General features: G+C 39.1%; 21 protein-coding genes. 13 read left to right on the plus strand and 8 right to left on the minus strand.

Annotation, left to right across the window (positions count from 1 at the left end; genetic code table 11):
* The first annotated feature begins 17 nt into the window (after positions 1 to 17).
* From KHA95_RS19225 to kduI, 8 genes are all read left to right on the plus strand, one after another.
* Complete coding sequence (locus tag KHA95_RS19225; RefSeq protein WP_213139175.1) at positions 18 to 1,154, plus strand: Gfo/Idh/MocA family protein; 1,137 nt, start codon at positions 18 to 20, stop codon at positions 1,152 to 1,154.
* A gap of 2 nt (positions 1,155 to 1,156) precedes the next feature.
* Entirely contained in the window at positions 1,157 to 2,227 is a 1,071-nt protein-coding gene (locus KHA95_RS19230) for a Gfo/Idh/MocA family protein (RefSeq protein ID WP_213139176.1), read from the plus strand.
* Positions 2,228 to 2,238: 11 nt separating this feature from the next.
* A complete protein-coding gene (locus KHA95_RS23405; protein WP_213139177.1) occupies positions 2,239 to 2,487 on the plus strand; it encodes a VanZ family protein in 249 nt (82 codons plus the stop codon).
* Between the two features lie 429 nt (positions 2,488 to 2,916).
* On the plus strand, positions 2,917 to 4,257 hold the full coding sequence (locus KHA95_RS19240; protein WP_213139178.1) for an MATE family efflux transporter: 1,341 nt from the start codon (positions 2,917 to 2,919) through the stop codon (positions 4,255 to 4,257).
* A gap of 46 nt (positions 4,258 to 4,303) precedes the next feature.
* Positions 4,304 to 4,753, plus strand: a complete 450-nt coding sequence (locus KHA95_RS19245) for a GNAT family N-acetyltransferase (RefSeq protein ID WP_213139179.1) — start codon at positions 4,304 to 4,306, stop codon at positions 4,751 to 4,753.
* Between the two features lie 204 nt (positions 4,754 to 4,957).
* Entirely contained in the window at positions 4,958 to 5,713 is a 756-nt protein-coding gene (locus KHA95_RS19250; protein WP_213139180.1) for a DeoR/GlpR family DNA-binding transcription regulator, read from the plus strand.
* A 129-nt stretch (positions 5,714 to 5,842) separates the two neighbouring features.
* The gene (gene kduD / locus KHA95_RS19255) at positions 5,843 to 6,598 is read left to right on the plus strand and encodes a 2-dehydro-3-deoxy-D-gluconate 5-dehydrogenase KduD (RefSeq protein ID WP_213139181.1); all 756 of its coding nucleotides are present in this window, start codon (positions 5,843 to 5,845) and stop codon (positions 6,596 to 6,598) included.
* 59 nt (positions 6,599 to 6,657) lie between these two features.
* Positions 6,658 to 7,488, plus strand: coding sequence for a 5-dehydro-4-deoxy-D-glucuronate isomerase (kduI, locus tag KHA95_RS19260; RefSeq protein WP_213139182.1), 831 nt, complete (start codon positions 6,658 to 6,660; stop codon positions 7,486 to 7,488).
* Positions 7,489 to 7,541: 53 nt separating this feature from the next.
* Here the strand turns inward: kduI and KHA95_RS19265 are convergent, their stop codons facing one another.
* From KHA95_RS19265 to KHA95_RS19275, 3 genes are all read right to left on the minus strand, one after another.
* Positions 7,542 to 8,972 carry a DUF4367 domain-containing protein gene (locus KHA95_RS19265; protein ID WP_213139183.1) on the minus strand — a complete coding sequence of 477 codons (1,431 nt, stop codon included), beginning with the start codon at positions 8,970 to 8,972 and terminating at the stop codon, positions 7,542 to 7,544.
* Positions 8,938 to 9,495, minus strand: coding sequence for an RNA polymerase sigma factor (locus KHA95_RS19270; protein ID WP_213139184.1), 558 nt, complete (start codon positions 9,493 to 9,495; stop codon positions 8,938 to 8,940). The genes KHA95_RS19265 and KHA95_RS19270 overlap by 35 nt, the downstream gene beginning before the upstream one ends.
* 258 nt (positions 9,496 to 9,753) lie before the next feature.
* Positions 9,754 to 10,743: a LacI family DNA-binding transcriptional regulator gene (locus tag KHA95_RS19275; RefSeq protein ID WP_213139185.1), complete on the minus strand. Its 990-nt coding sequence runs from the start codon at positions 10,741 to 10,743 to the stop codon at positions 9,754 to 9,756.
* A gap of 180 nt (positions 10,744 to 10,923) precedes the next feature.
* Between KHA95_RS19275 and uxaC the strand changes: the two genes are divergently transcribed.
* Positions 10,924 to 12,336, plus strand: a complete 1,413-nt coding sequence (uxaC, locus tag KHA95_RS19280) for a glucuronate isomerase (RefSeq protein WP_213139186.1) — start codon at positions 10,924 to 10,926, stop codon at positions 12,334 to 12,336.
* 234 nt (positions 12,337 to 12,570) lie between these two features.
* Entirely contained in the window at positions 12,571 to 13,998 is a 1,428-nt protein-coding gene (gene aspA / locus KHA95_RS19285) for an aspartate ammonia-lyase (RefSeq protein WP_213139187.1), read from the plus strand.
* Positions 13,999 to 14,070: 72 nt separating this feature from the next.
* Here aspA and KHA95_RS19290 read toward each other — a convergent pair whose 3' ends face one another.
* From KHA95_RS19290 to KHA95_RS19305, 4 genes are all read right to left on the minus strand, one after another.
* The gene (locus KHA95_RS19290) at positions 14,071 to 16,044 is read right to left on the minus strand and encodes a DUF2207 domain-containing protein (RefSeq protein ID WP_213139188.1); all 1,974 of its coding nucleotides are present in this window, start codon (positions 16,042 to 16,044) and stop codon (positions 14,071 to 14,073) included.
* Positions 16,045 to 16,212: 168 nt separating this feature from the next.
* Complete coding sequence (locus tag KHA95_RS19295) at positions 16,213 to 17,208, minus strand: zinc-binding dehydrogenase (protein ID WP_213139189.1); 996 nt, start codon at positions 17,206 to 17,208, stop codon at positions 16,213 to 16,215.
* Positions 17,209 to 17,316: 108 nt separating this feature from the next.
* The gene (locus tag KHA95_RS19300; protein ID WP_213139190.1) at positions 17,317 to 17,763 is read right to left on the minus strand and encodes a DUF6376 family protein; all 447 of its coding nucleotides are present in this window, start codon (positions 17,761 to 17,763) and stop codon (positions 17,317 to 17,319) included.
* A 13-nt stretch (positions 17,764 to 17,776) separates the two neighbouring features.
* On the minus strand, positions 17,777 to 18,376 hold the full coding sequence (locus tag KHA95_RS19305) for a protein kinase family protein (RefSeq protein ID WP_213139191.1): 600 nt from the start codon (positions 18,374 to 18,376) through the stop codon (positions 17,777 to 17,779).
* A 299-nt stretch (positions 18,377 to 18,675) separates the two neighbouring features.
* Here KHA95_RS19305 and KHA95_RS19310 point away from each other — a divergent pair, with 299 nt between their 5' ends.
* The 3 genes from KHA95_RS19310 to KHA95_RS19320 all read left to right on the plus strand — a co-directional run bounded on the left by KHA95_RS19310 (position 18,676) and on the right by KHA95_RS19320 (position 22,059).
* Entirely contained in the window at positions 18,676 to 19,875 is a 1,200-nt protein-coding gene (locus KHA95_RS19310; protein ID WP_213139192.1) for a S1C family serine protease, read from the plus strand.
* A 73-nt stretch (positions 19,876 to 19,948) separates the two neighbouring features.
* Positions 19,949 to 20,644: a response regulator transcription factor gene (locus KHA95_RS19315; protein WP_213139193.1), complete on the plus strand. Its 696-nt coding sequence runs from the start codon at positions 19,949 to 19,951 to the stop codon at positions 20,642 to 20,644.
* Positions 20,641 to 22,059, plus strand: a complete 1,419-nt coding sequence (locus KHA95_RS19320) for a HAMP domain-containing sensor histidine kinase (protein ID WP_213139194.1) — start codon at positions 20,641 to 20,643, stop codon at positions 22,057 to 22,059. The genes KHA95_RS19315 and KHA95_RS19320 overlap by 4 nt, the downstream gene beginning before the upstream one ends.
* A 366-nt stretch (positions 22,060 to 22,425) precedes the next feature.
* On the opposite strand, the gene KHA95_RS19325 is transcribed toward KHA95_RS19320, so the two are convergent.
* A complete protein-coding gene (locus tag KHA95_RS19325; protein ID WP_213139195.1) occupies positions 22,426 to 22,911 on the minus strand; it encodes a GNAT family N-acetyltransferase in 486 nt (161 codons plus the stop codon).
* Positions 22,912 to 22,993 lie beyond the last annotated feature (82 nt).

Raw genomic sequence — 22,993 nt, forward strand, 5'->3', positions numbered from 1 at the left:
ATTTGGGAGGATAGGCCATGGAAAAAGTAAAGGTTGGCGTCATTGGTTTAGGGAATATGGGGGCAAGTCACGCGAAGATCTTATTTGATGGAAAAGTAGAAGGGGCAGCACTTGCAGCTGTCTGTGATGCACGACCGGAACAGGGAGAATGGGCAAGGGATCTTTTTGGCGAAGAGGTTCAAGTTTTTTCTGCGATTGACGATTTCTTTAACGACGCTGACATCGATGGTGTATTGATTGCAACCCCTCATTACAGTCATCCAGAACTCGCTATTCGCGCGTTTGAAAATGGTTTGCATGTATTATGTGAAAAACCAGTTGGTGTCTTTACGAAAAATGTAAGGCAAATGAATGAGGTGGCTGAAAAAAGTGGGAAAGTATTTAGTTTAATGTTTAATCAACGAACGAATCCACTTTATCAGAAAGTAAGAGACTTGATTCAATCAGGAGAATTAGGAGAAATTAAGCGAACAAACTGGACGATTACAGATTGGTATCGTCCGCAGAGCTATTATAATTCTGCTGGTTGGCGGGCAACATGGGCTGGAGAAGGTGGAGGTGTTTTACTCAATCAATCTCCACACCAGCTTGATTTATGGCAATGGGTTACTGGAATGATGCCTGTCCGAGTTAGAGGTTTCTGTAGCTTTGGAAAATACCGTAATATCGAAGTCGAAGATGACGTAACGGCTTATGTAGAATATGAAAATGGAGCAACAGGTTTATTTATTACATCTATTGGTGAAGCACCAGGAACAAATCGCTTTGAAATTGTTGGTGATCGTGGGAAGGTTGTTATTGAGGATGATCAAATCACCTTTTGGCGCCTACGCCAATTGGAAAGTGAGTTTAATCGCGAGTATACAGGGCTATTTGGTCAGCCAGAATGCTGGAAAATTGACGTCCCTGTAACGGGAGAAGCAACACATCATCAAGGCATTATGGCGAACTGGGCAGATGCGATCCTAAATGGAACAGAATTATTAGCCCCTGGTGTAGAAGGAATTAATAGCTTAATGATTTCCAATGCCGTTTATTTATCTGCATGGACCGATAATTGGGTGGAACTGCCAATTGATGAAGATCTTTTCTATGAAATGCTTCAAGAAAAGATTCAACAATCGACTGCAAATATGAAGAGTGGAGTGAAATAAATATGAAAAATGATGGTATGAACTATGCTCCGAAAGGTAAAGTAAATCGTGTTGTTGCTGAAGGAGAATTTATTATTGCGGCGATATCCCTTGATCATGGACATATTTATGGAATGTGTAATGGATTAACGGAAGCAGGTGCAACATTAAAATGGGTGTATGATCCAGATCCTGCAAAAGTAGAAAAATTTATCGAATCTTTCCCAGGTGTGAAGGCTGCTGAAAGCCAAGAGCAAATTTTGCAAGATGAGGAAGTAAAGCTTATTGCAGCAGCTGCAATTCCATCCGAACGAGGACCGCTTGGCGTTCGCGTTATGGAAAGCGGAAAAGATTATTTTACAGATAAAACGCCTTTTACAACGATGGGTCAGTTGGAGGCAGCAAAAGAAACAGCCCAACGTACAGGAAAGAAATATATGGTTTACTATTCCGAGCGCTTGCACGTAGAAAGTGCTGTATATGCTGGACAACTTATTGAGCAAGGTGCAATTGGACGTGTGCTTCAAGTATCAAACTTTGCACCCCATCTCCTCAATGCACCATCACGTCCAGAATGGTTCTTCCAAAAAGAGAAATATGGCGGGATATTATGTGATATTGGAAGCCACCAAATTGAGCAGTTCCTCTACTTCTCTGGCAATACAGATGCGGAAGTCGTGCGAAGCCAAGTAGCAAACTATGCAGCGAAGGATTATCCGGAGCTTGAAGACTTCGGTGATGCGATGCTCGTTGGTGCAAACGGCGCAACTCAATATTTTCGTGTAGACTGGCTCACTCCAGATGGGCTTGGTGTGTGGGGAGATGGGCGTACATTTATCCTAGGAACAGACGGATATATTGAAATAAGAAAATATATTGACATTGCCCGTGATGCTGAAGGCGATCAAGTGTATTTGTCCAATAAAGAAGGAACGTATCATTATTCCGTAAAAGGCCAAGTTGGATTCCCGTTTTTCGGTGAATTGATCCTTGACTGCATCAATCGCACTGAAAATGCAATGACTCAGGAGCATGCATTTAAAGCAGCTGAGCTTTGCCTAATTGCGCAAGAGAAAGCAGTACGTTTGGAGTAGAAAGTAAATGAATGGAAATCCCGTGTAAGTGTGAAACGCCTTTAGGTTTTTCTATTCCACTAAGATTTAAAGTAAACAGGTTTTGGAAAGTAACACTTTTAGGATTTTTTACTTCATGCTTAGTTGAGGTTATACAATTATTCACTTCTATACGTTCATTTGATGTGGATGACCTTATACTAAATACACTTGGAGCAATGATAGGGTTTGTTCTTTATCGACTATTCGATAAAGTTAGACCCTTAACAAAAGCAAATTAGAATGATTTTCATGATAAAGCCTTAAATCTTTTAAAGAGATTAAGGCTTTTTGTATTCTGTCCCGTGTTTCCAAGGAGTTTGAAAAATTAATTCTCGATCAGCGAGATCTTGATAAGACGCTGGAAAAATCGAAAAATGGTACTAGAAATCAATGAAAAAAATAAGTAATTTTATCTAAATGAACAAAAAACTGTGGACTTCCACCAGTTTTTTATTTACATATCCTATACTACACAAGATATTATGAGTAGGCGTAATCAGAGGTAGTTAGATTGTATTACCCGATTTACTTCATAATTAGCGGTTATATCTAATCTCCCCTTATTCATTTCTAGGAAGAGGCTGATATCATGCCAACATGATGCGGCTATTGCCTATTCAATCTCATGCTATACTTAATATAAGTAAACAAGAAAGGATGCTATATTCATGAAGCAGCATGATTTTACGAGTGGCAATATTTGGAGACAGCTGCTCGTTTTTTCGATGCCGATTTTATTAACGAATTTATTGCAAGTTTCATATCAGTTTATTGATAGCTTATGGGTGGGAAATCTGCTTGGAGCGAATGCGCTCGGCGCGGTGGCGGTTTCGAGTACGGTTATTTTCACTGTATTATCTTTTATTATTGGTGTTAATAATGCTACGCTAACGATTTTATCCCAGTTAAAGGGGAAGGAAGACCCGAGACAACTGAAAAGCTACGTCAATGCATTTATCGTTATCCTATCGATCATGTCGATTTTGCTTGGGGTCGTCGGTTTTCTCTTTGCGGAACAGATTTTAAGATTACTAGGAACACCGGAAACGATGCTAGATTACGCAGTAAGCTATTTGCGAATTAACTTTCTTGGGATTCTTTTTTTATTCGGTTATAACTTTATTGGTACGGTGTTTCGGGCGTTAGGAAATAGTAAAACACCGCTTCGGTTTGTCACTATCGCTGTTATTTTAAATGCCGTTTTAGATCCTATTTTTATCTACGTGTTTGATTGGGGAATCGAAGGGGCTGCATATGCAACGGTCGTTGCTCAAGGAGTAGCATTTTTGTACGGTTTATTTGTGAGCTTACATCATAAACTGATTCCGTTTTCTATCCCAACAATTCCCAAAAGGGCAGAAGTGTCATTGATTTTAAAGCAAGGTATTCCTGCTGGCTTACAAATGATGGTGATTTCGGCTGGAATGGCTGCGATCATGAGTGTCGTCGCATCGCTCGGAGATAATGCCGTGGCGGGATTCGGTGCGGCTCAGCGGCTTGATAGCATTCTTATGCTACCTGCCCATGCGCTCGGTACAGCTGTGAATAGTATGGCAGGACAAAATATTGCAGCTGGAAAATGGCAACGTGTAAGGCAAATCTCATTATATGCCACTCTATTAAACTTAGGTGCGATGCTTATAGCTGCTGTCGGCATATTTTTCTTTGCGGGCTGGGGGATTCGTCTTTTTATTTCTGATGAAGGTGCAGTAAAGTTTGGAACGGAATATGTAAAAATCATCGCCTTCTTTTATCCATTTCTCGGTCTTAACTTCATTTGGAACGGAATTGTTCGTGCCTCGGGTGCAATGTTCCAAGTGCTCGTATTGAATATTATTTCATTTTGGATATTGCGCTACCCGCTCACTTTTCTGTTCACAAGTATGTTTGGTGAAAAAGGAGTAGGGATGGGAATGGCAGTCAGCTTTATGATTGGCAGTGTTACCGCATATGCTTATTACCGATTTGGGAATTGGAGGAAGAAAGAGTTGTTTAATGCTACTCTGTAAAAAATATGAAGTTGCCTTGAATAAGGAAGATAAAGGAGAATACAAAATGGAATTTTATCAAGCAAATCAACAGGATGTTGAAGGAGTTGCTGATCTGTTTGATCGATATCGGCAATTTTATCAACAGCCTGCAAGTAATACAGATGCATATAGATTTATAAAGGAACGTATTGTAAATGGTGATTCTATTATTTTTGTGGCAAAGAAAGAGATGGAATACATCGGGTTTGTTCAGCTTTATCCAACTTATTCTTCGATCGCCATGAAAAAGGCGTGGATTTTAAACGATTTGTATGTTGTTGAGAAGGAACGCCGAGTCGGTGTTGCTCAGCAATTATTAAATCTAGCAATGAATTTAGGTCAACAAACAGATGCTGCTTATATTACATTAGAGACAGCTCCTATGAATAGCGGAGCTAAACAATTATATGAAAAGAATGGGTTTGTTTGTGATACAGCATTTGAGCATCATACATTGAGCTTTACATCTAAATAATAAGAAATAAGAAAAGAAGAGTGTATATATTTTTATAACTACTCTTCTTTTTTGTATTATGAAGGTGAATGAAATTAAACAATCGAGCAAAAAGGGTTGCTCCTTAAAAACTGAAAAAATATAAAAAAATCTCGTAGCAGTTGAATTTCTTTTTTAAAAACTGTAAAGTGAACATAAACGAACAAAAGTGGAAGTGTGAATAGAATGCTAAGTGCGAAAAGACATGAAATCATTTTGGAAATTCTTGATAAAGAGAACATGATTAAAGTTTCTCAATTAAGTAAAGAGCTAGGTGTGACTGAAAAAACGATTCGTATGGATTTAATGACGCTTGAGGAAAAAGGTTTGCTGCAGCGTGTTCATGGTGGAGCAGTACCTGTTCAATCGTCCGGTTTGTTCCCGATTGCGGAACGCCAAGAAAAGTATACATCAGAAAAGCAGCGAATCGCACAAAAGGCTGTAGAAAACATTGAAGATGGAGATACGATTTATCTCGATGGCGGGAGTACGATGAGGGAAATTGCTAAACTTCTTGATCCGTACAGGGTAACGGTTATCACAAATGATCTGCGAATTGCTAGCATTATTGCTGAAATGAGTAAGCCAGATTTAATTATGCTAGGTGGAATGCCGGTTGGATCAACGACTTCGCTATATGGACCATTAGCTAAAGATGCCCTTCAAAACATTCATGTGAAACATCTTTTTCTAGCAACAACCGGTCTATCTTTGGAGCATGGTTTAACTGTTTTCCACACATTACATGCTGAATATAAGCGGGAAATCATGAAAATCGCAGAGCAAATTACGTTATGCTGTGACCATACAAAGATTGGTAATATGGCGTTATTTAAATTTGCCGATATACCTGAAGTCCACACGATCATTACAGATCAACGACCGGAAGATAAATATATTGACTATTTTTCAGAGAACCATGTAAAACTCATTGTCGTATGAGAAAGTTTCAAGTTAAGTATCTGGACGCAATTACGCCTTGGCGTAATTGATTTTATCGCTTGACATGTTCGAAAATGTTCGATAGTATTAAATTACGAACAAAATAATACATTAAAAGGATGTGTACCAATGTCCTCTATTTTTCAATTAGATGGAAAGACAGCCCTAGTTACCGGGGTTAGCCGTGGATTAGGGAAAGGGATTGCGTTAGGTTTTGCAAAAGCTGGAGCTGATATTGTAGGAATTAGTGTCAGCAACATGGATGAAACAAAGCAAGAAGTAGAAAAACTAGGTCGCAAGTTTTATGACATTACTGCTGATTTCTTAGATTTAGAGGCGGTAAAAAAAGCAGCCAAGGAAGCGATTGAAAAAGCAGGCAAGATTGATATTTTAGTAAATAATGCAGGGATTATTCGTAGAAATGATGCGAAGGATTTTACAGAAGAGGATTGGAACGACGTGTTGAACGTTAACCTTAATGCCCTTTATTCGATTAGCCATATTATCGGCAATCATATGATAGAAAATGAAAAAGGGAAAATCATTAATATCGCCTCGATGCTTTCATTCCAAGGTGGAATCCGTGTGCCGGCATATACAGCAAGTAAGCATGCAGTTGCGGGCTTGACGAAAGCGCTATCTAACGAATGGGCAAAGCTTGGTATAAATGTAAACGCTATTGCGCCAGGATATATGGCGACTGACAACACAGAAGCATTGCGGGAAGATCCTGTGAGAAGTACAAATATTTTAGGAAGAATTCCAGCAGGGCGTTGGGGAACACCAGAAGATTTAGTTGGCCCAGCGGTATTCCTAGCTTCTGATTCCTCTGACTATGTAAGCGGTCATATCTTATGTGTTGATGGCGGTTGGATGAGCAGTTAATGCTCGGTCGACACGCTTAAAAATATACTAAACTATTAAATTTCAGGAGGTTTTTTATAATGGAAATTCGTCACTCACGTCATTATAAAGAAGTAGAGCGCTTTAACACGGAAGAGTTAAGAGAGAATTTTTTAGTGCAAAACCTATTCGTTCCAGGTGAACTAAAACTGGTTTATTCACATGAAGATCGTATGATCGTTGGTGGAGCATGCCCGACAAACGAAGCAATTAAGCTTGATGCTGGAGATGCTTTAAGAACAGAATATTTTCTAGAGCGTCGTGAAATAGGAATCGTAAATATCGGTGGAGCAGGACTTGTTACTGCTGGTGGAAAAGATTATGAGCTTGGTCCAAGAGATTGCTTATACGTTGGTAAAGGTGTAGAAGAAGTTCTTTTCAAAAATGTAGACGAAGAGAATCCAGCAAAATTCTACCTAATGTCAACGACTGCTCATAAAGAAATTGAAATTCAAAAAATGAGCATTCAAGAAGCAACTCCAAATCATCTTGGTGCAGTAGAAACATCAAACAAACGTACAATTTATCAATATATCCATGCGGGCGGACTAAAAAGCTGCCAGTTGATGCTTGGTATGACAATTCTTGAAGATAATAGCCTTTGGAATACAATGCCAGCTCACGTTCATGACCGCCGTTCTGAAATTTACCTATACTTTGATATGAAAGAAGATACACGCGTATTCCACTTCATGGGTAAACCAGATGAGACTCGTCACCTTGTGATGAAAAATGAAGAAGTGGTTATTTCACCACCATATTCGATTCACTCAGGTGTAGCAACAGGTTCTTACACATTCATTTGGGCAATGGGTGGAGAAAACTACACGTTCACAGACATGGACGCAGTAGCAATGGACGAACTTAAATAATACCAAAAGTGCCGAGGATAACACTCTCGGCACTATTTTATCTATTGATGTTACTATTGACGAATATCGATCCATAAACGATCTTCCGCATTCATGTCTTCAGTGTCTCCGAAGCCACTGTAATGGAAAGCATCAAGAAAGATGGAATCCAGTTTATCCTCATCTACAAAATAACCTAGGTTAACCTTCACCGTTTGTCCTGGCTCGATACGGCCAATATTGTAAAAGCTTTTTCCGTCTCCGTGAGGTTCTAGATAATCCACTTCACCAGTCATTATACTTTCTTCGGCAATTCCATTTTCTCCAGCATAGTTCCATACATTTTTTTCCGATTTAAGCACTTGTAAAGACGGGTGCATGTAGATTTCTTCTATTGCTTGATCACTATTGTTTTTCACGGTTGTTGTCAGATAGACAAATTTGAGATTCACTAATTTGGACTCTACTAATTTGTGAATGGAATCCTTCCCATTTCCGACTTTATATACATCCCTTTTGTACGGGAGCAATTTATTCGTCTGATCTAAAGCCTTATTCTCGCTTAGCCTCTCAATGCCCATATCATTAAAATTCCCTTGTTTAAAATCCGAGATTGAATCAAAGACTTCTACTTTTTCTACAACAAATTCAAGTTTGCTAACAGATTCAGCGCTATCTAACGTTACTGGAACCCTTTGTCCTACATTAAATAATTGTTTGCTGTTTTTTTTCAAAGGAATAACGCGAGACTCCGTTGGTTCTTTCACATTGCTGAAAAGGGGTTCATCATAATCTACTGTATATGATGCCATTTCTTCTGATGTTGGTTCAAGTGAAATGTTCTCTATGACTTTCATCATTTGTTCATCACTCACATCATTTCCAATGTAACTTTGTAACATAATCCCTTCTTCCTCGAATAAGAGAAAGACCTGTCTATCAAACACTACATTTTTGTTTCCAGTATCTTTATTTACAATCACTGCTTTTCTGCCGTTTATCTCCTTTTCATCGTAGCCGACTGAATATAAAGTTTGGAAATCGGAGTTTTTTCCTAATCTCCAAAGAATGAATGAAAACCCACCATTTGCATAGTTATCTTTAAAGGAATATTTCATAGCTAAGCTATCATTGGCTTCCATATTTTCTGGTAAATAACCGACTTTCATTTGATACCAACTGTCTCTCTTTTTGAAAATCTTATTTGTCACTGAAACAATCACTTCATAATTTTGTTTTTGAACAATGATATCATAGGCCTTTACTGCTCCAAAAACAGTTGTTGGCATGGCAATCAATAAGCAGGCAGCGGCGATTAAAATACGATTCCTTTTACGTTTGGGTTGTGATTGTTTACCCTTCATTCTGATCTCATCCATAAACAATTTCTTTTTGAGCTTGTATGTATCTGAAAATTCATGTTGTTCATCCAGTTTATCAAAATCTTCTAAAGCAATTTTTTCGGCTAAGTCATCCATTTTTTTTAAGTTCTTCAATTTCATCATATTGTCGACCTCCTATAATATTAAGCACTCGTTTTCGAGCTCGTTCAAATTGCTTGCGGACGTTAACTTCGGTAATTCCTGTTAGCTTTGAGATTTCCCGATAAGTTAAGTCATAAAAGACTTTATACTTAAAAACCTGTTTGTAAGAATCTTTTAATGTTGTTAGCAATGTATCAATTTGAGCCTCAGTCATAAAAGACTGTTCCCACTTTTCAATATTTTCATCTGCTACTCCTGCCGTTTCTCTATGATATTCTTCTAAGAATATGTCACGACGTTTATTTTTCCGATAACTGTCAATCGCTTTGTTTTTCGCAATTCTTAAAATGTAGCGTTTAAGCTCTTGGGTGTCCAAGCCGCAGATTTTTTCAAGATGCTGATAAAGAGTAATAAATGTCTCTTGGACTGTATCTTCAGCCTGCTGAACATTATTCAAAATAGAATGGGCTACATAGTAAACTTTTTGTTCATACAACTCATATAGCTCTTCCATCTTTTCGTAATCTTTGTTTGTATTTTTCATCTTATCCCTCCTCTCACTCTATATAACGAATGGAAGCTGTACTTTTGTGACACTTCATCCAACTATTAGAAGGAGCCATAGCTGTAAAGTTTGCTTCATACAATTGTGAGTTGAAAACGTTGGTGGCTTGATATTCGTAGGAACGTCTAGATAAAAAAAGTTGCATAGTATGTAGCAACTTTAAAGTGAAAAGAAATTCTGGAGATTTCACGTGGTTTTTCTCCTAAAGTGGAAAACACTAAAAAGACTGACTCCTCGTCAGTCTTCTCTTACAGATGCACATGAATCTCGCTCAGTCAAAAGGGGATCGAGCGTTTGGATAAGGGGGATAGCTTCTGCTTTCTCGATCGAATGCAAGATCGTCTGAACAATTTTAACGGCCATTCGATCGACGGGGACGCCGACGCTAGTTAAAGGAATTTCCATATTTTCCATTTGTGGAATATTGTCGTAGCTGATGATGGAAATGTCTTTTGGGATGATTAAATTGGCTTCACGAATGGCTCGAACAATTCCGGCGCTAAGGTCATAGCTTGCTCCGATAACAGCGGTTGGCAAGGAGCTTGCTTGAAGGAACCGCTTTGCCGCCATGTAACCATCGTACCAGCTTAACCCCCCAGTATTGATTAAAAGATCATGATTAAATGGTAACTGGAAGTGTTCCATCGCCTTTTGAAAGCCTTTGTATTTTTCAATTTGCCGATCATCAATCGATGAAAAGTCACCAACGAAAGCAATATGTTTATGGCCATATTGAACAAGATGTTCAACCGCAGTGTACATCGCCTTTTGATAATTTACATCAATAATTGGTAAGTTTTTGCCTTCGCCAACACCATAAGAAATAATCGGGATTGAAATTGTAAAATTATCGAGCTTTTCATTATCTTCATTAAAAATAATGATTCCCTCTGCTTGGTATCTTTTAAAAATATCAAGCGATGTTTGAATTGGGTTGATCGATAGAATCATTGAATAGCCATTCCTTGTAATCTCCTCATTGATCTTAGTTGCAAGTACGGAATGGGCCATTCGCTCTAATGTTGGCCAGGCAAGACCAATCAGCTTCGATTCCTTTTTTACTAACCGCTGTGCTGCATAATTGGGTTCATATCCCATTTGATTCGCAATTTCAATAATTTTGTTTTTCGTTTCTGGTTTCACGAGCGGGCTATGATTTAAAGCCTTTGAAACGGTAGAGTAGCTAACTCCAGCTGCTACGGCAATATCTTTAATGGTTACAGACATGTCTATCACTCATTTATTTAATAGATTTGCCCATAATCATAACATAAATTAACAACGTTGTTAATTTAAAGTTTAATTAAGTGGAAAGCGCTTGAATTTTTTCTTTTTCTACTTTAAACTTAAAGATACCTAACAACGTTGTTATTTTGCGTTGAAATAATTTGAATGTAGGTGAATGGAATGAAAAAGTTTATGGATGATGATTTTTTATTAAATAGTCAAACAGCAATTGAGTTGTATCAAAATTATGCTAAAGATATGCCAATCATCGATTACCACTGTCATTTAAGTCCACAGGAAATATATGAGAATAAAACTTTTAAAAATATTACAGAAGCATGGCTATATGGCGACCATTACAAATGGAGAGTTATGCGTGCGAACGGAATTGAAGAAAAGTACATCACAGGCGATGCTGACGATTATGAAAAATTCCTAGCATGGGCGAAAACGGTTCCGATGACAATTGGTAACCCGCTTTATAATTGGACGCATCTCGAGCTGCAACGCTTCTTCGGCATTCACGATATTTTAAACGAAGAAAGTGCACCAGCTATTTGGGAGAAAGTAAATGCTCAATTAACAGGTGAAGGCTTTGGCGCAAGAGATTTAATCGTAAAATCAAACGTAGAAGTCGTTTGTACAACAGATGATCCAATTGATTCACTTGAATACCATGCAAAATTAAAAGAAGATAAAGAGTTCAATGTAAAAGTTTTACCAAGCTTCCGTCCTGATAAAGGACTTGAAATTAACCAAGCTGGTTATGTGGAATGGGTACAAAAGCTTGCTGAAGTTTCTGGTCAAAACATTGAAACGTACGCTGATTTCTTAGCTGCAATGAGTGCAAGAATCGAATTTTTCCATTCAAAGGGTGGACGAGTATCTGACCATGCTTTGAATACGGTCGTGTATACAGAGTGTACAGAAGAAGAAGCAGCTGATATTTTTGCCAAAGCTCTTAAAGGTGAAAGTGTATCTGCTGAGGAAGAGGAAAAGTACAAATCATACACGCTTACGTATATTGGAAAAGAATATGCGAGACTTGGCTGGGTTATGCAATATCATATGCATGCATTGCGTAACAATAACACAAGAATGGTTGAAAAATTAGGTCCAGATACTGGATTTGACAGCATTAACGACGGAATTTTAGCTAGACCATTATCACAGTTGCTTAACTCACTTGAAAAAGAAGATGCACTTCCAAAAACGATTCTTTATTCATTGAATCCGAAAGACAATTACGTTCTTGGAACGATGATTGGTAACTTCCAAGGTGGTGGAACGGCTGGGAAAATTCAGTTCGGTACTGCTTGGTGGTTCAATGATCAAAAAGATGGAATGCTAGAGCAAATGAAGGCACTCGCGAATTTAGGATTATTCAGCCAATTTATCGGTATGCTGACAGACTCAAGAAGTTTCCTGTCTTACACAAGACATGAATATTTCCGTCGTCTCGTATGTGACTTAATTGGTAGCTGGGTAGAAGGTGGAGAATATCCAAACGATAAAGCAATGCTAGAAAAGATTGTAAAAGGCATCTGCTATGACAACGCTAAAGAATATTTCCAATTTGATCAAGTTCAATGATTGAGCAATAATCAGTGGGGCTTTATCCCCGCTGATTATTTATTTTTGAAATGTGACAATTCATAGACAATTTAATATTTCATGATTTTAAATTGGAAAATCCGCTATAATATAAGGAATAATTAGCCCGGATCGGATTACGATCCGGGTCAATTTATACCCTTTTTAATTATGTGAAAATACGCTCAACATTTCACGATTACTTTATTTAAACATTAATGGAGGAAGAGACAGATGATAACGACGGCAATGGACATAAGAGTGGAGTCTGATTTTTTAGGCTCAAAAGAAGTGCCTGCTCATGCGTACTATGGAATTCAAACATTGCGTGCTGCAGAAAATTTTCCAATCACGGGATATCGAATTCACCCAGACTTAATTAAAGCGACAGCAATGGTAAAGAAGGCTGCAGCGGTTGCGAATATTGAAGTTGGTCTTCTTGAGAAGCAAATTGGAGATGCGATTGCGAAAGCTGCCGAAGAAGTGAGTGAAGGGCTTTTACACGATCAGTTTATTGTCGATCCGATTCAAGGTGGTGCTGGAACTTCTATCAATATGAATGCGAATGAAGTAATTGCGAATCGTGCGCTTGAACTACTTGGCAGGGAAAAAGGCGATTATGCATACATAAGCCCAAATTCACACGTCAATATGTCACAGTCAACGAATGATGCGGTTCCAACTGCGATTCACATTGCGGTACTCATTCAGTTGGATCAATTATTAGTAACGATGGAAAAAATGCACGCTGTTTTTGTCGAAAAACAAACGGAATTTGATCATATTATTAAAATGGGCCGTACACATTTGCAAGATGCGGTGCCGATTCGTCTTGGGCAAGAATTTGCGGCATACGCTCGTGTTATTGCCCGTGATATTAAACGGATTAGTCGTACACGTGAAAGTTTATATGAAGTGAATTTAGGGGCAACAGCAGTAGGGACAGGTCTTAATGCTGATCCGCAGTATATTATGTCTGCAGTTCGTCATCTTGCTGAAATAAGCGCCTACCCAATTAGACCTGCTGAGCATCTCGTTGATGCGACGCAAAATACGGATGCATATACTGAAGTATCCTCAGCATTAAAAATTTGCATGCTGAATATGTCGAAAATTGCCAATGACTTACGGTTGATGGCATCTGGACCGAAAGCGGGAATGGCGGAAATTAACTTGCCATTAAGGCAGCCAGGATCATCAATTATGCCTGGAAAAGTAAACCCAGTTATGGCTGAGCTAATTAATCAAATCGCGTTCCAAGTTAATGGAAATGATCATACGGTCAGTCTTGCTTCGGAGGCAGGTCAATTTGAACTGAATGTGATGGGACCAGTCTTAGTATTTAACTTATTGCAGTCTATTTCCATTATGAATAATGGCTTCAACGTATTTACGGAATATTGTGCACAAGGCATTACAGCTAATGAAGAACAAATGAAGCATTATGTCGATACGAGTATCGGAATTTTAACGGCTGTTAATCCACATATCGGCTATGAAGCAGCAGCAAAGATTGCAAGAGAAGCACTGCTCACAGGTAAATCTGTCAGAGAAATGTGTGTAGAGCACGGCGTGTTAACAGAAGCTGAGCTTGACCAAATTTTAAATCCATATGAAATGACAGAACCGGGCATCTCTGGTTCGGCATTATTAGTAAAATAAGCAAAGTGTAGACCGAGACTTGGTCTACACTTTTTTAAGATAAATAGAAATCGTTAGTTAGGTAATGCGGGATCAATCTCCGCCCGCACCGCCCCCGCCATCACCGCCGCCTCCGTCACCACCACCACCGCCGCTATCGCCGCCCCATCCACTATTCGAATCACTTTCAGCAAAAAAGCTATCGAAAAAGCTTCCAGGCGCTTTGCTCCAATTCCATGTTTTGATCAAATAACCGATAGGCTCTTCACCTGTCAGAACAAGTGAGGCTAATGGAGCTGTACTGGAAATGTCCTCAATCGGCCTTCGCGTATGAGTAGCAGCAATCGGAAATTTTTTCACCTTTAAGAGTATGGCACGTGTCATCCATTTTTCAAGCTCCTGATCAGAAGAATATTCTGGAATGCCATCATGTGCAAGCACTGCTTTAAAATGGCGAATTTCTGCTCTTCTTTCTGCCAGTTCCCTTGATAAAATATACCGCGGTGTTAACATGAAAACGATAATTAAAAGCAATAAGAATATCGATAAATGTGGAAGTAATTCTGTACCTACTGCCAAGAATCCAGCAATGATCGATACCGCAAATAATGAAATGATACGCCGCTTATTCGTTGCCGGCCATGCTTTTTTGATTGAAAAAAGGGCGAGGATGAGATAGACGATCATCCAAAATCCGTTATCAGGATGAACCAAATAAGCAATACAAACTGCAAGTACTGCTAAAATCATAAAAATACGGATCGTAATTAAATAAAACGTACCACTGATTTGTTTAGCTTCTGTCATTTGTTCTAAGACAGTGTCCATCCACAACTTTTCATTCTTTTTGATCTTTTCTACAACGCGATTATGACTATGATAATTTCCTCGCTTTTTGTTCGTTGCTGTTGCCCCATATAATTTATTCATAAAGAAAATACGAATGCCTTGTTTTACCCGCTTGCTAAATAACCAATCCATCAGCAGTTTCTCCGACTTGGTGAAAGCTGGGGTTGGAGGATTAAAGGTAAAAGTAAGGGTATGGTTCGGTGCTTCTGGTTCCCTTTGCAGCCTCGTGATTGTTGCCGTCTTTTTAGCCGTTGCATAGCCTCTTTCAACGAGTGAATAAACGCCAGCAAAGAAAGCGTATGAATCATATACTCCAGCTCGATCGATCATGTATAAGTCTAGAGGATCGTATTGTAACATATGATCGAGACTTGCCTCTCTTTTTAAACGGCGTTGAGGAAGCAGCAGTAGCATAATCGCCGCGACCACGAGCATTCCTGAAGCGATCATTAATGTGTGAGCAAACGTTGTTGAGTTATTTTGTTTGATGATGTTTCCGCCAGGCAGATTTTCTTCTTGAGCGATTGCTTTTTCCAAAGGGATCGGCTCGGTCGATTTTGCTTGCTCAGACATAATCGCGGATGGAAATAAGAGGCGTGTTTCCGTTAATTGATATGCCTTAGAATGGGGTGTGAAAAAACGTACCAATTCCTCTGATTTATGTGTGATTGTCCCTTCGGCATCATGAAAATAGGCATGATATTGATCAAGCTTCATTGTTTCTGGAAAGACGAGATCAATCGTCACATCATGTAAATCGACATCGTGATTCTGACCCGTACCGAAAAAGGGAATCGTTAAATCGCTATATGCTTCATAGGATTTTACGGCATTTTTTAGTATGTAAACATAAACAATCGTCTTCTGTTCATCTTGTGCAGGAAGAGTAGCAAAATAATGATTTTTTTCTAAGGAAACATCGAGTGCACGCAAGTCTTCTTTAGTCATGGCCCCAAGTTCAGTATTTGGATTGATGAGTTCATAAGCCTCAAAGTTTTCAACCCCGTCATGGTAATCACTATGGATCGAGCGCCTCACGACACTGTATTCGCCATTAAACATATAGGTGAAAGCCTCATTAACGAGTAAGTCACCGTTAGGAGAAATCCAGACTCTAATATGTACATCATCAATAGAAAGTGATCGAGCAGATACTTGTGGCACAAAAATAATAAAACATAAACAAGTGAATAATAAGTAGAGTTGTAACCTTTTCAACGTATCCCTCCATTGTGAATATTTTCCATAGAATCATAGCCTTTTGGAGTGATAAAGTCCATGGGGAAAAGGTATGAGATCTGTTGGAACGGATTGAATATTTCACTATGGAAAAACTTGGTCACAAATCAAAAAGGACAAGGCCCGACGCTCTGTCCTTTTTTGTTACTATTTCTCAATCTTAAAGCCAATTTTACCAAACTGGTCGGCGTTTTCCATTCTTTTAAAAGCTTGTTCGAATTGATCTAATGAAAAAATTTGATCCATAACAGGCCGGATTTGATGTTTTTCAATAAATTGAAGCATTTCCTTAAATTCTTCCGCGCTGCCCATTGTCGTTCCAAGCAGATTGTATTGTCCGTAGAAAAAGTCACGTAAATTTAGTTGGATTTCATCCCCAGCAGATGCGCCAAATGCAACGATTGTCCCGCCTGGGCGAAGCAGGCTAAGGGATTTGTTAAATGTTGCTGCTCCAACAGACTCAATGATGAGATCTACTTTTTCACCTTCGAGCGCTTCTTCCCAATCTATATTGCTATCAATCGCTTTATCTGCCCCAAGTTCAAGTGCTTGCTCACATTTTTCTTTCGAGCGCGAAGTAACATAGACGGTTGCCCCAACAGCCTTTGCAAATTGCAGAATAAAAGTTGCGACACCACTGCCAATACCCGGCAGGAACAATGTTTTCTCAGCAGCAATTTTACCCCTTGTAAAGAGAGCGCGATAAGCGGTTAATGCAGCAAGTGATAAGACGCCTGCTTCTTCCCATGTTAAATAATCTGGTTTCGGTACGATGTTTTCGGCAGGGAGTATGATTTGTTCGGCAAAAGTTCCATGCCCAGGCAAACCAACAATATCAAATCCTTTTGGCGGTGCCTCACTATTTTCCATCCAACCAAGCCCTGGATTAATGATGACTTCGTCTCCGACCTGAACATTTGTCACACCTTCGCCAACAGCAGCAACGATTCCAGCCCCATCAGAACCAATGATTAATGGTGGATCAGTTGGTTGATGGCGATGGAGCACAAATAAATCACGGTGATTTAAGCCAGCCGTTTTCAGACGAATTTTCACCTCGCCAGCCTGTGGCTGTGCTTCATCTATATTCCGATAAGATAATCCTTGTAATCCAGCAATCTTTTCATGTACGACAGCTCTCAATTCCATCCCTCCATTTGCCAAGTGACTGACTTTCGTCTAGCACTTGAACAATTCTGACAAATCTATCATACCCTATTTTTGTTATTTTCGTAACAAATCTCCTCGTTGTTAAAGTCCTAAACTTTCAATTTGATCCATAAATTGAGTGATTTCATTTAGAGTCTTCAAGATTTCCGAGTTTTCAAGTACCGCTGGGTCCAGCTCCCCATTTTCAATATTAGTTAAATATAAATCAATTCCTTCTTGAAGCTTCGTATTGGTGCTTTCGATTTTCTCATGAATTTCAGCAGCGATTGATGGAGCTTCGATTTCATTAAAAGCAATAATTTCTTCCTGCATTTTGAGCAATTCCATTTCTAAATTATCTCGTGCCTCAGTATTAGTGACTGCATCTTGGGCAAGAGAAGGGACTTCCTCAGCAAATCCCTTTGCGGTGTTTATATAGTCCGTTACTTTATTTGCATATTCGAGCGAGTTATTTACCTCACCTAGAAGCGAACAGCCACTAACGATTAGTATGGATAGTAATCCAATTACAGCAATGATTTTTTTCATGAATATCCTCCTGTTATTTATAAAGTTTTTTATACAAAGCAGCAATCAAATTTAAAATGAAAGCAGGTATCTTTTTTGGAAATAAAGATATTGAATAGAGACGGTAAAAGGCTCTTTTAAGATGTTCCCATTGTTTGTAATGCTTTGTTTGCCGAAATCGAGCTACATCAATAATTTTTATTTCTTCTTGAGAAGTTAAGAATATATTTCGCAAGTGAATATCAGAAGGGGTCAATCCTTCATTCTCAGCTAAGCTTAAGGCAAGATCAACTTCCTTAATATGGTCTTCTGAAATACGGATTCCGAGAGTTAGACATTCAAAAAGCGTGTGGCCTTCAATATAATCGATGACAATATAATTTGGGCCCGCTTCGTACAAAGTAGGGTAATAATCTATGTGTTGAATGCGATTATAAATATCCGCCTCTTCTTGGGCGATCTGATTAAATTGTGGAAAAAATACCTTTATTGCCTTGTTTGTATCTTTTATTTTAAATACAAAGGCGCTTCGTCCGACGCCAGCAAGGGTTAATGATTGATCAAACTGGATGAGCTTATTGTTTTGCTTGTCTATCACTACACTTGCTGCTAACTCGTTATAGAAACTTAACATATGAACTCCTTTCGACGTTATTGCACCAAAATAAAAAAGACCTTACCAAAGAATGGTAAGGTCTCGCAAACAACAAAGTTGCCAACAAAGCCGAGGAATGGATCCTGGATTGACGACTTTGTTGTATAGCTACTCCCCTTAAAGGATAATGGTTTATTTATTTTGCTGTTTTTATTATAGGGGTATGAATCCATGCCGTCAACGTAATAAACTTCCAAGTATCTTCAAACATCGTTAATAGTTTGTTCATACTTCCTGGATAAAATATACACATGAAGAAGATCAGGGAGGAATGGAACATGAAAGAGATCAACGAAAATAATGCAACGGATAAAAACCGTTGGAAGCCTGGGAAATCGAAATTGAGCCGGTTTTTATCGACAGTGGGTGCAGGTGTGATTGGATCGGTGTTGACTCTGACTGTTGTAACGAATACATCAATGTTGGAAAAAAATGATGTTTCAGGAACAAATGAGATTCCAGTTGTACAAACGGATAAAGACCAATCATATAATGTAGCACAAACATCAGCAAATTCGGCATCATTAGCAGATATGGTGGAGCATGCGTCGAAATCAATCGTTGGGGTTGTTAATTATAAATATAACGAGAATCGATTTGCAAGAGATTCCGAAATCCAGCCTGCTGGATCAGGGTCAGGTGTTATTTTTAAAAAAGAGGGAGATAACGCCTATATAGTGACAAATAATCATGTCATTGAAGGGGCAGAGAAAATCGAAGTGACGGTCGACAATGGCGATAAAATTGAGGCAGAGCTCGTTGGGGCTGACGCGTTAAGTGACTTAGCGGTTTTAAAAGTTGATGCAAAATATGCGGAACAAGTGCTTGAGTTTGGGGATTCTGATCAGCTTCGGGCTGGCGACGAAGTGATTGCGATTGGAAATCCACTTGGTCTCGATCTTTCAAGAACAGTCACTCAAGGAATTGTGAGTGCGGTCAATCGTTCCGTCAATGTGTCAACGTCTGCGGGCGAATGGGATTTAAATGTCATTCAAACAGACGCAGCGATTAACCCAGGAAATAGCGGGGGCGCCTTAATTAATGCAGCTGGTCAGCTAATCGGTATTAATAGCTTAAAAATTGCCGATAATGGTGTTGAAGGGTTAGGTTTTGCGATACCGGTTAATGATGCGAAACCATTAATTGATGAAATGATCGCCCATGGGAAAATTGAACGTCCATATATGGGCATTGGATTAGCGGATCTCGATCAAGTTCCGCAGCAATACGTACAGCAATTACCGTTAACGGTTGAGGGCGGTGTAATGGTTGCCAATATTGACCCAGAATCTTCGGCAGCAAAGGCGGGATTAAATGTACAAGACGTCATTGTTTCGATCAATGATAAGGAAGTGAAAAATTCACGTGAACTGCGAAAATTACTATACACCGAATATAAAGTAGGCGATACAATTACTCTAGACGTGTATCGTGGAAGTGAAGTAAAAACTATGAAACTTACCCTGACAGGTAAATAAGGACTCGCTACCTCTTATCGTTTTTCGGTAAGAGGTTTTGTAGTAGAATGATTAGTAAAGGCGGGTGTATTCAATGAAAATATTAGTAATTGAGGATAATGAAAGCGTTGCTTCAATGATTGAAATGTTTTTTGCTAAAGAAGGCATTGATGGTGAGTTTATCATGGACGGTCTTGAAGGGTATGCCCGGGCGAAGGAAGGCGAATGGGACTGTCTTATTGTTGATTGGATGCTTCCCGGCATGGACGGAGTGACTATTTGCCGCAAATTAAGGCAAGAGAATGAAACGGTGCCGATCATTATGCTAACGGCAAAAGATAGTGAATCAGATCAGGTGCTCGGTTTAGAAATGGGTGCCGATGATTATGTAACGAAGCCATTTAGCCCACTTGCACTGATGGCTCGCATTAAAGCTGTCACACGCCGATACAATCCACAAAAGTTGGATGCTAATATGATTGAAACGAGCCATTTTAAAATGGATAAAAGTACGAGAGAGGTTTATCTCGATGGAATGCCGATCTCTAATTTAACACCGAAGGAATTTGATCTGCTCTATCACTTTTTACAGCATCCACGGCAAGTATTTTCCCGTGAACAGCTGTTGGAAAGTGTATGGGGGTATCAATTTTATGGAGATGACCGTACCGTTGATGTTCATATTAAACGTCTCCGCAATAAAATTGGTTCAAAAGACCGAGACTTTTTCCAAACGGTTTGGGGTGTCGGCTATAAATTTGAAGAAAGCCCATCTGGTAACGAAAAATGAAAGTGAAATATCTTTATCAGCAGCTTGGCAGTCATATTAGTGTTTTAGTAATCGCCTTTTTAATTTTAAGCTTATTATTTTCTCAATTTGTTGAACGGTTTGTTTATGAAAATAAAATTGATGAGCTAAAGTCTTATGGAAATAATATATTGCAAGATCTGGAAAGGAATCGGGGCAGCTCGCAGCTTGTTTTGCGGCAATACGAAAACGTTCTGTCTGGACGAGAGATTCAATATAGTCTTTTCGATGATGACTCAACGATTATTTATTCGACGGGATTGCAAAGACCCGCTGTGGAGCTGACGGCGGAAGAGTGGCAGAAAATAAAGAGCGGACAAAGCGTCAGTATGAAGCAGGAGTATAAACGTTTCGGCGAAGGAGTTACGTTTGTTTTGCTTCCTTATATTCACCAAGATCAATTCACAGGCGGAATCTTACTTATTTCACCGATTCAAGGCTCGCGCGAATTGATCTCGCAAATGAATCATTATTTGGTTTATACCGTACTTATTGCTCTTGCAATTGCTTTATTGCTTAGCTGGATCGTTTCCACTTTTCATGTGAAGCGAATTAAACGCATGCAAGCGGCGACCTCTTTAGTTGCTGCCGGAGATTATTCAGTACGAATTCCTTCTTCAAGTTTCGATGAGATTGGCGAACTTGCCGATGATTTTAATAAAATGGTGAAAACCTTACATACATCGATGGAAGAGATCGAAAATCTTGAAAATCGCAGACGTCAATTTATGGCCGATGTCTCGCATGAATTACGAACGCCACTTACAACGATTAGCGGCGTCATTGAAGGAATTCGCAATGATATGATCCCAGAAGCGGAAAAAGAAAAAGGGATGTTACTTGCTAGCAAGGAAACGAAGCGATTAATTCGGCTTGTAAACGAAAATCTTGATTATGAAAAAATTCGCTCCAATCAAGTGAAGTTAGTAAAAGAAGAGATCCAACTTAGCGAAGTATTAGAGTTGATCAAGGACCAACTGGATAGTTTTGCGGAAGAAAAGAAGAATTGCATCCATGTGGATGTCGATCAAAATGTGATCGTGTATGCTGATTATGACCGGCTAATGCAAATTCTGATTAATATTACAAAAAACAGCATCCAGTTTACAGATCATGGAGAAATTACGTTGCGCGGAAGAGCGCATGGAAATGACACAATCATTGAGATTGAAGATACGGGAATGGGAATTGATCGTGATGAAATTGAAAAGATTTGGGGAAGGTTTTACAAAGCGATGCTGTCAAGAACGACAAATCCTTACGGAGAATTTGGGCTTGGGCTATCGATCGTAAAGCAGCTCGTGACGTTGCATAAAGGTGAGATTACGGTAGAGAGTGAGAAAGGGAAAGGGACGATTTTTATTATTTCTTTACCAGGAAAAGCGATTTCGTCGTAAAGAAATTTTCCACTTTAAACGGTTGATTTCCGCTCTAGGCACTTCGCTTTCCGCGGGGCGTGTCTTGAGCCGCTTCAGGCCACAACAGGATGTTGGTCACGAAGACGTTGCCACACGATGTGGCGATTTTTAAGGCTTCGATCCTAACTACGCTCCAGCAGGGTCTCAAGCTGCACGCTAATCCCGCAGGACATTGAATAAGCTTCTCCGAAAATGCGTCGTACGAAGGAAATGCGAAGCATTTTCGAGGAGTCTTCGTGCCTTCCGCTCCAATCAACGTGGTTACAAAATAAATACTAAATAGCCATGCCCGCCTGCATTCTATCCTTCCCTCTTCCATTTTTTATATGGATTAATCTGGTCCTCCTATATATGTAACACCATTCTTACTGTTTTTAGAATATGTCCACCAAAGTCGTCTTCAAATTCGGAAACGACTTTGAAGCCTTTTGCTTTGTAAAATGTTGTTCCGATTATATTGTCTTTTTCCACATTGATGAAGATTGCTTTTGCACCTTTTAATGTTTGGATGCCTTCATTTAGTAAAGCTGTTCCTATGCCTTTGCCCAGGTAATCGGGATGTAAATAGATTGCGGCCAGTTCAGCCTCATCATTTTCTTTTACGGGAGAAAAATTCGCAAAGCCTACAATCTTTCCATCGATCTCTGAAACCCAGATGAATGTATTCTTCAATCGTTTTTGCATCATTGTCTCACTATATGCGGACGTTAAGAAGTTTTCCTGAATTTTAGGTGGGATTATTCCTTCATAAGTGTAATTCCAACTCGTTTTAGCAATTTGCTGCACTTGTTGAATATCTTTTTCTCGCATTCCTCTGATAGTAAAAGACATGAAAATCACCTCTCGTTCAAATGATTCCTAATATTATAACATCCATTTATTTCAGATAGCTGGACTTTTCATAATCCATTTA

Source organism: Bacillus sp. FJAT-50079 (assembly GCF_018343515.1).
Classification (GTDB): Bacteria; Bacillota; Bacilli; order Bacillales; family Bacillaceae_C; genus Lederbergia.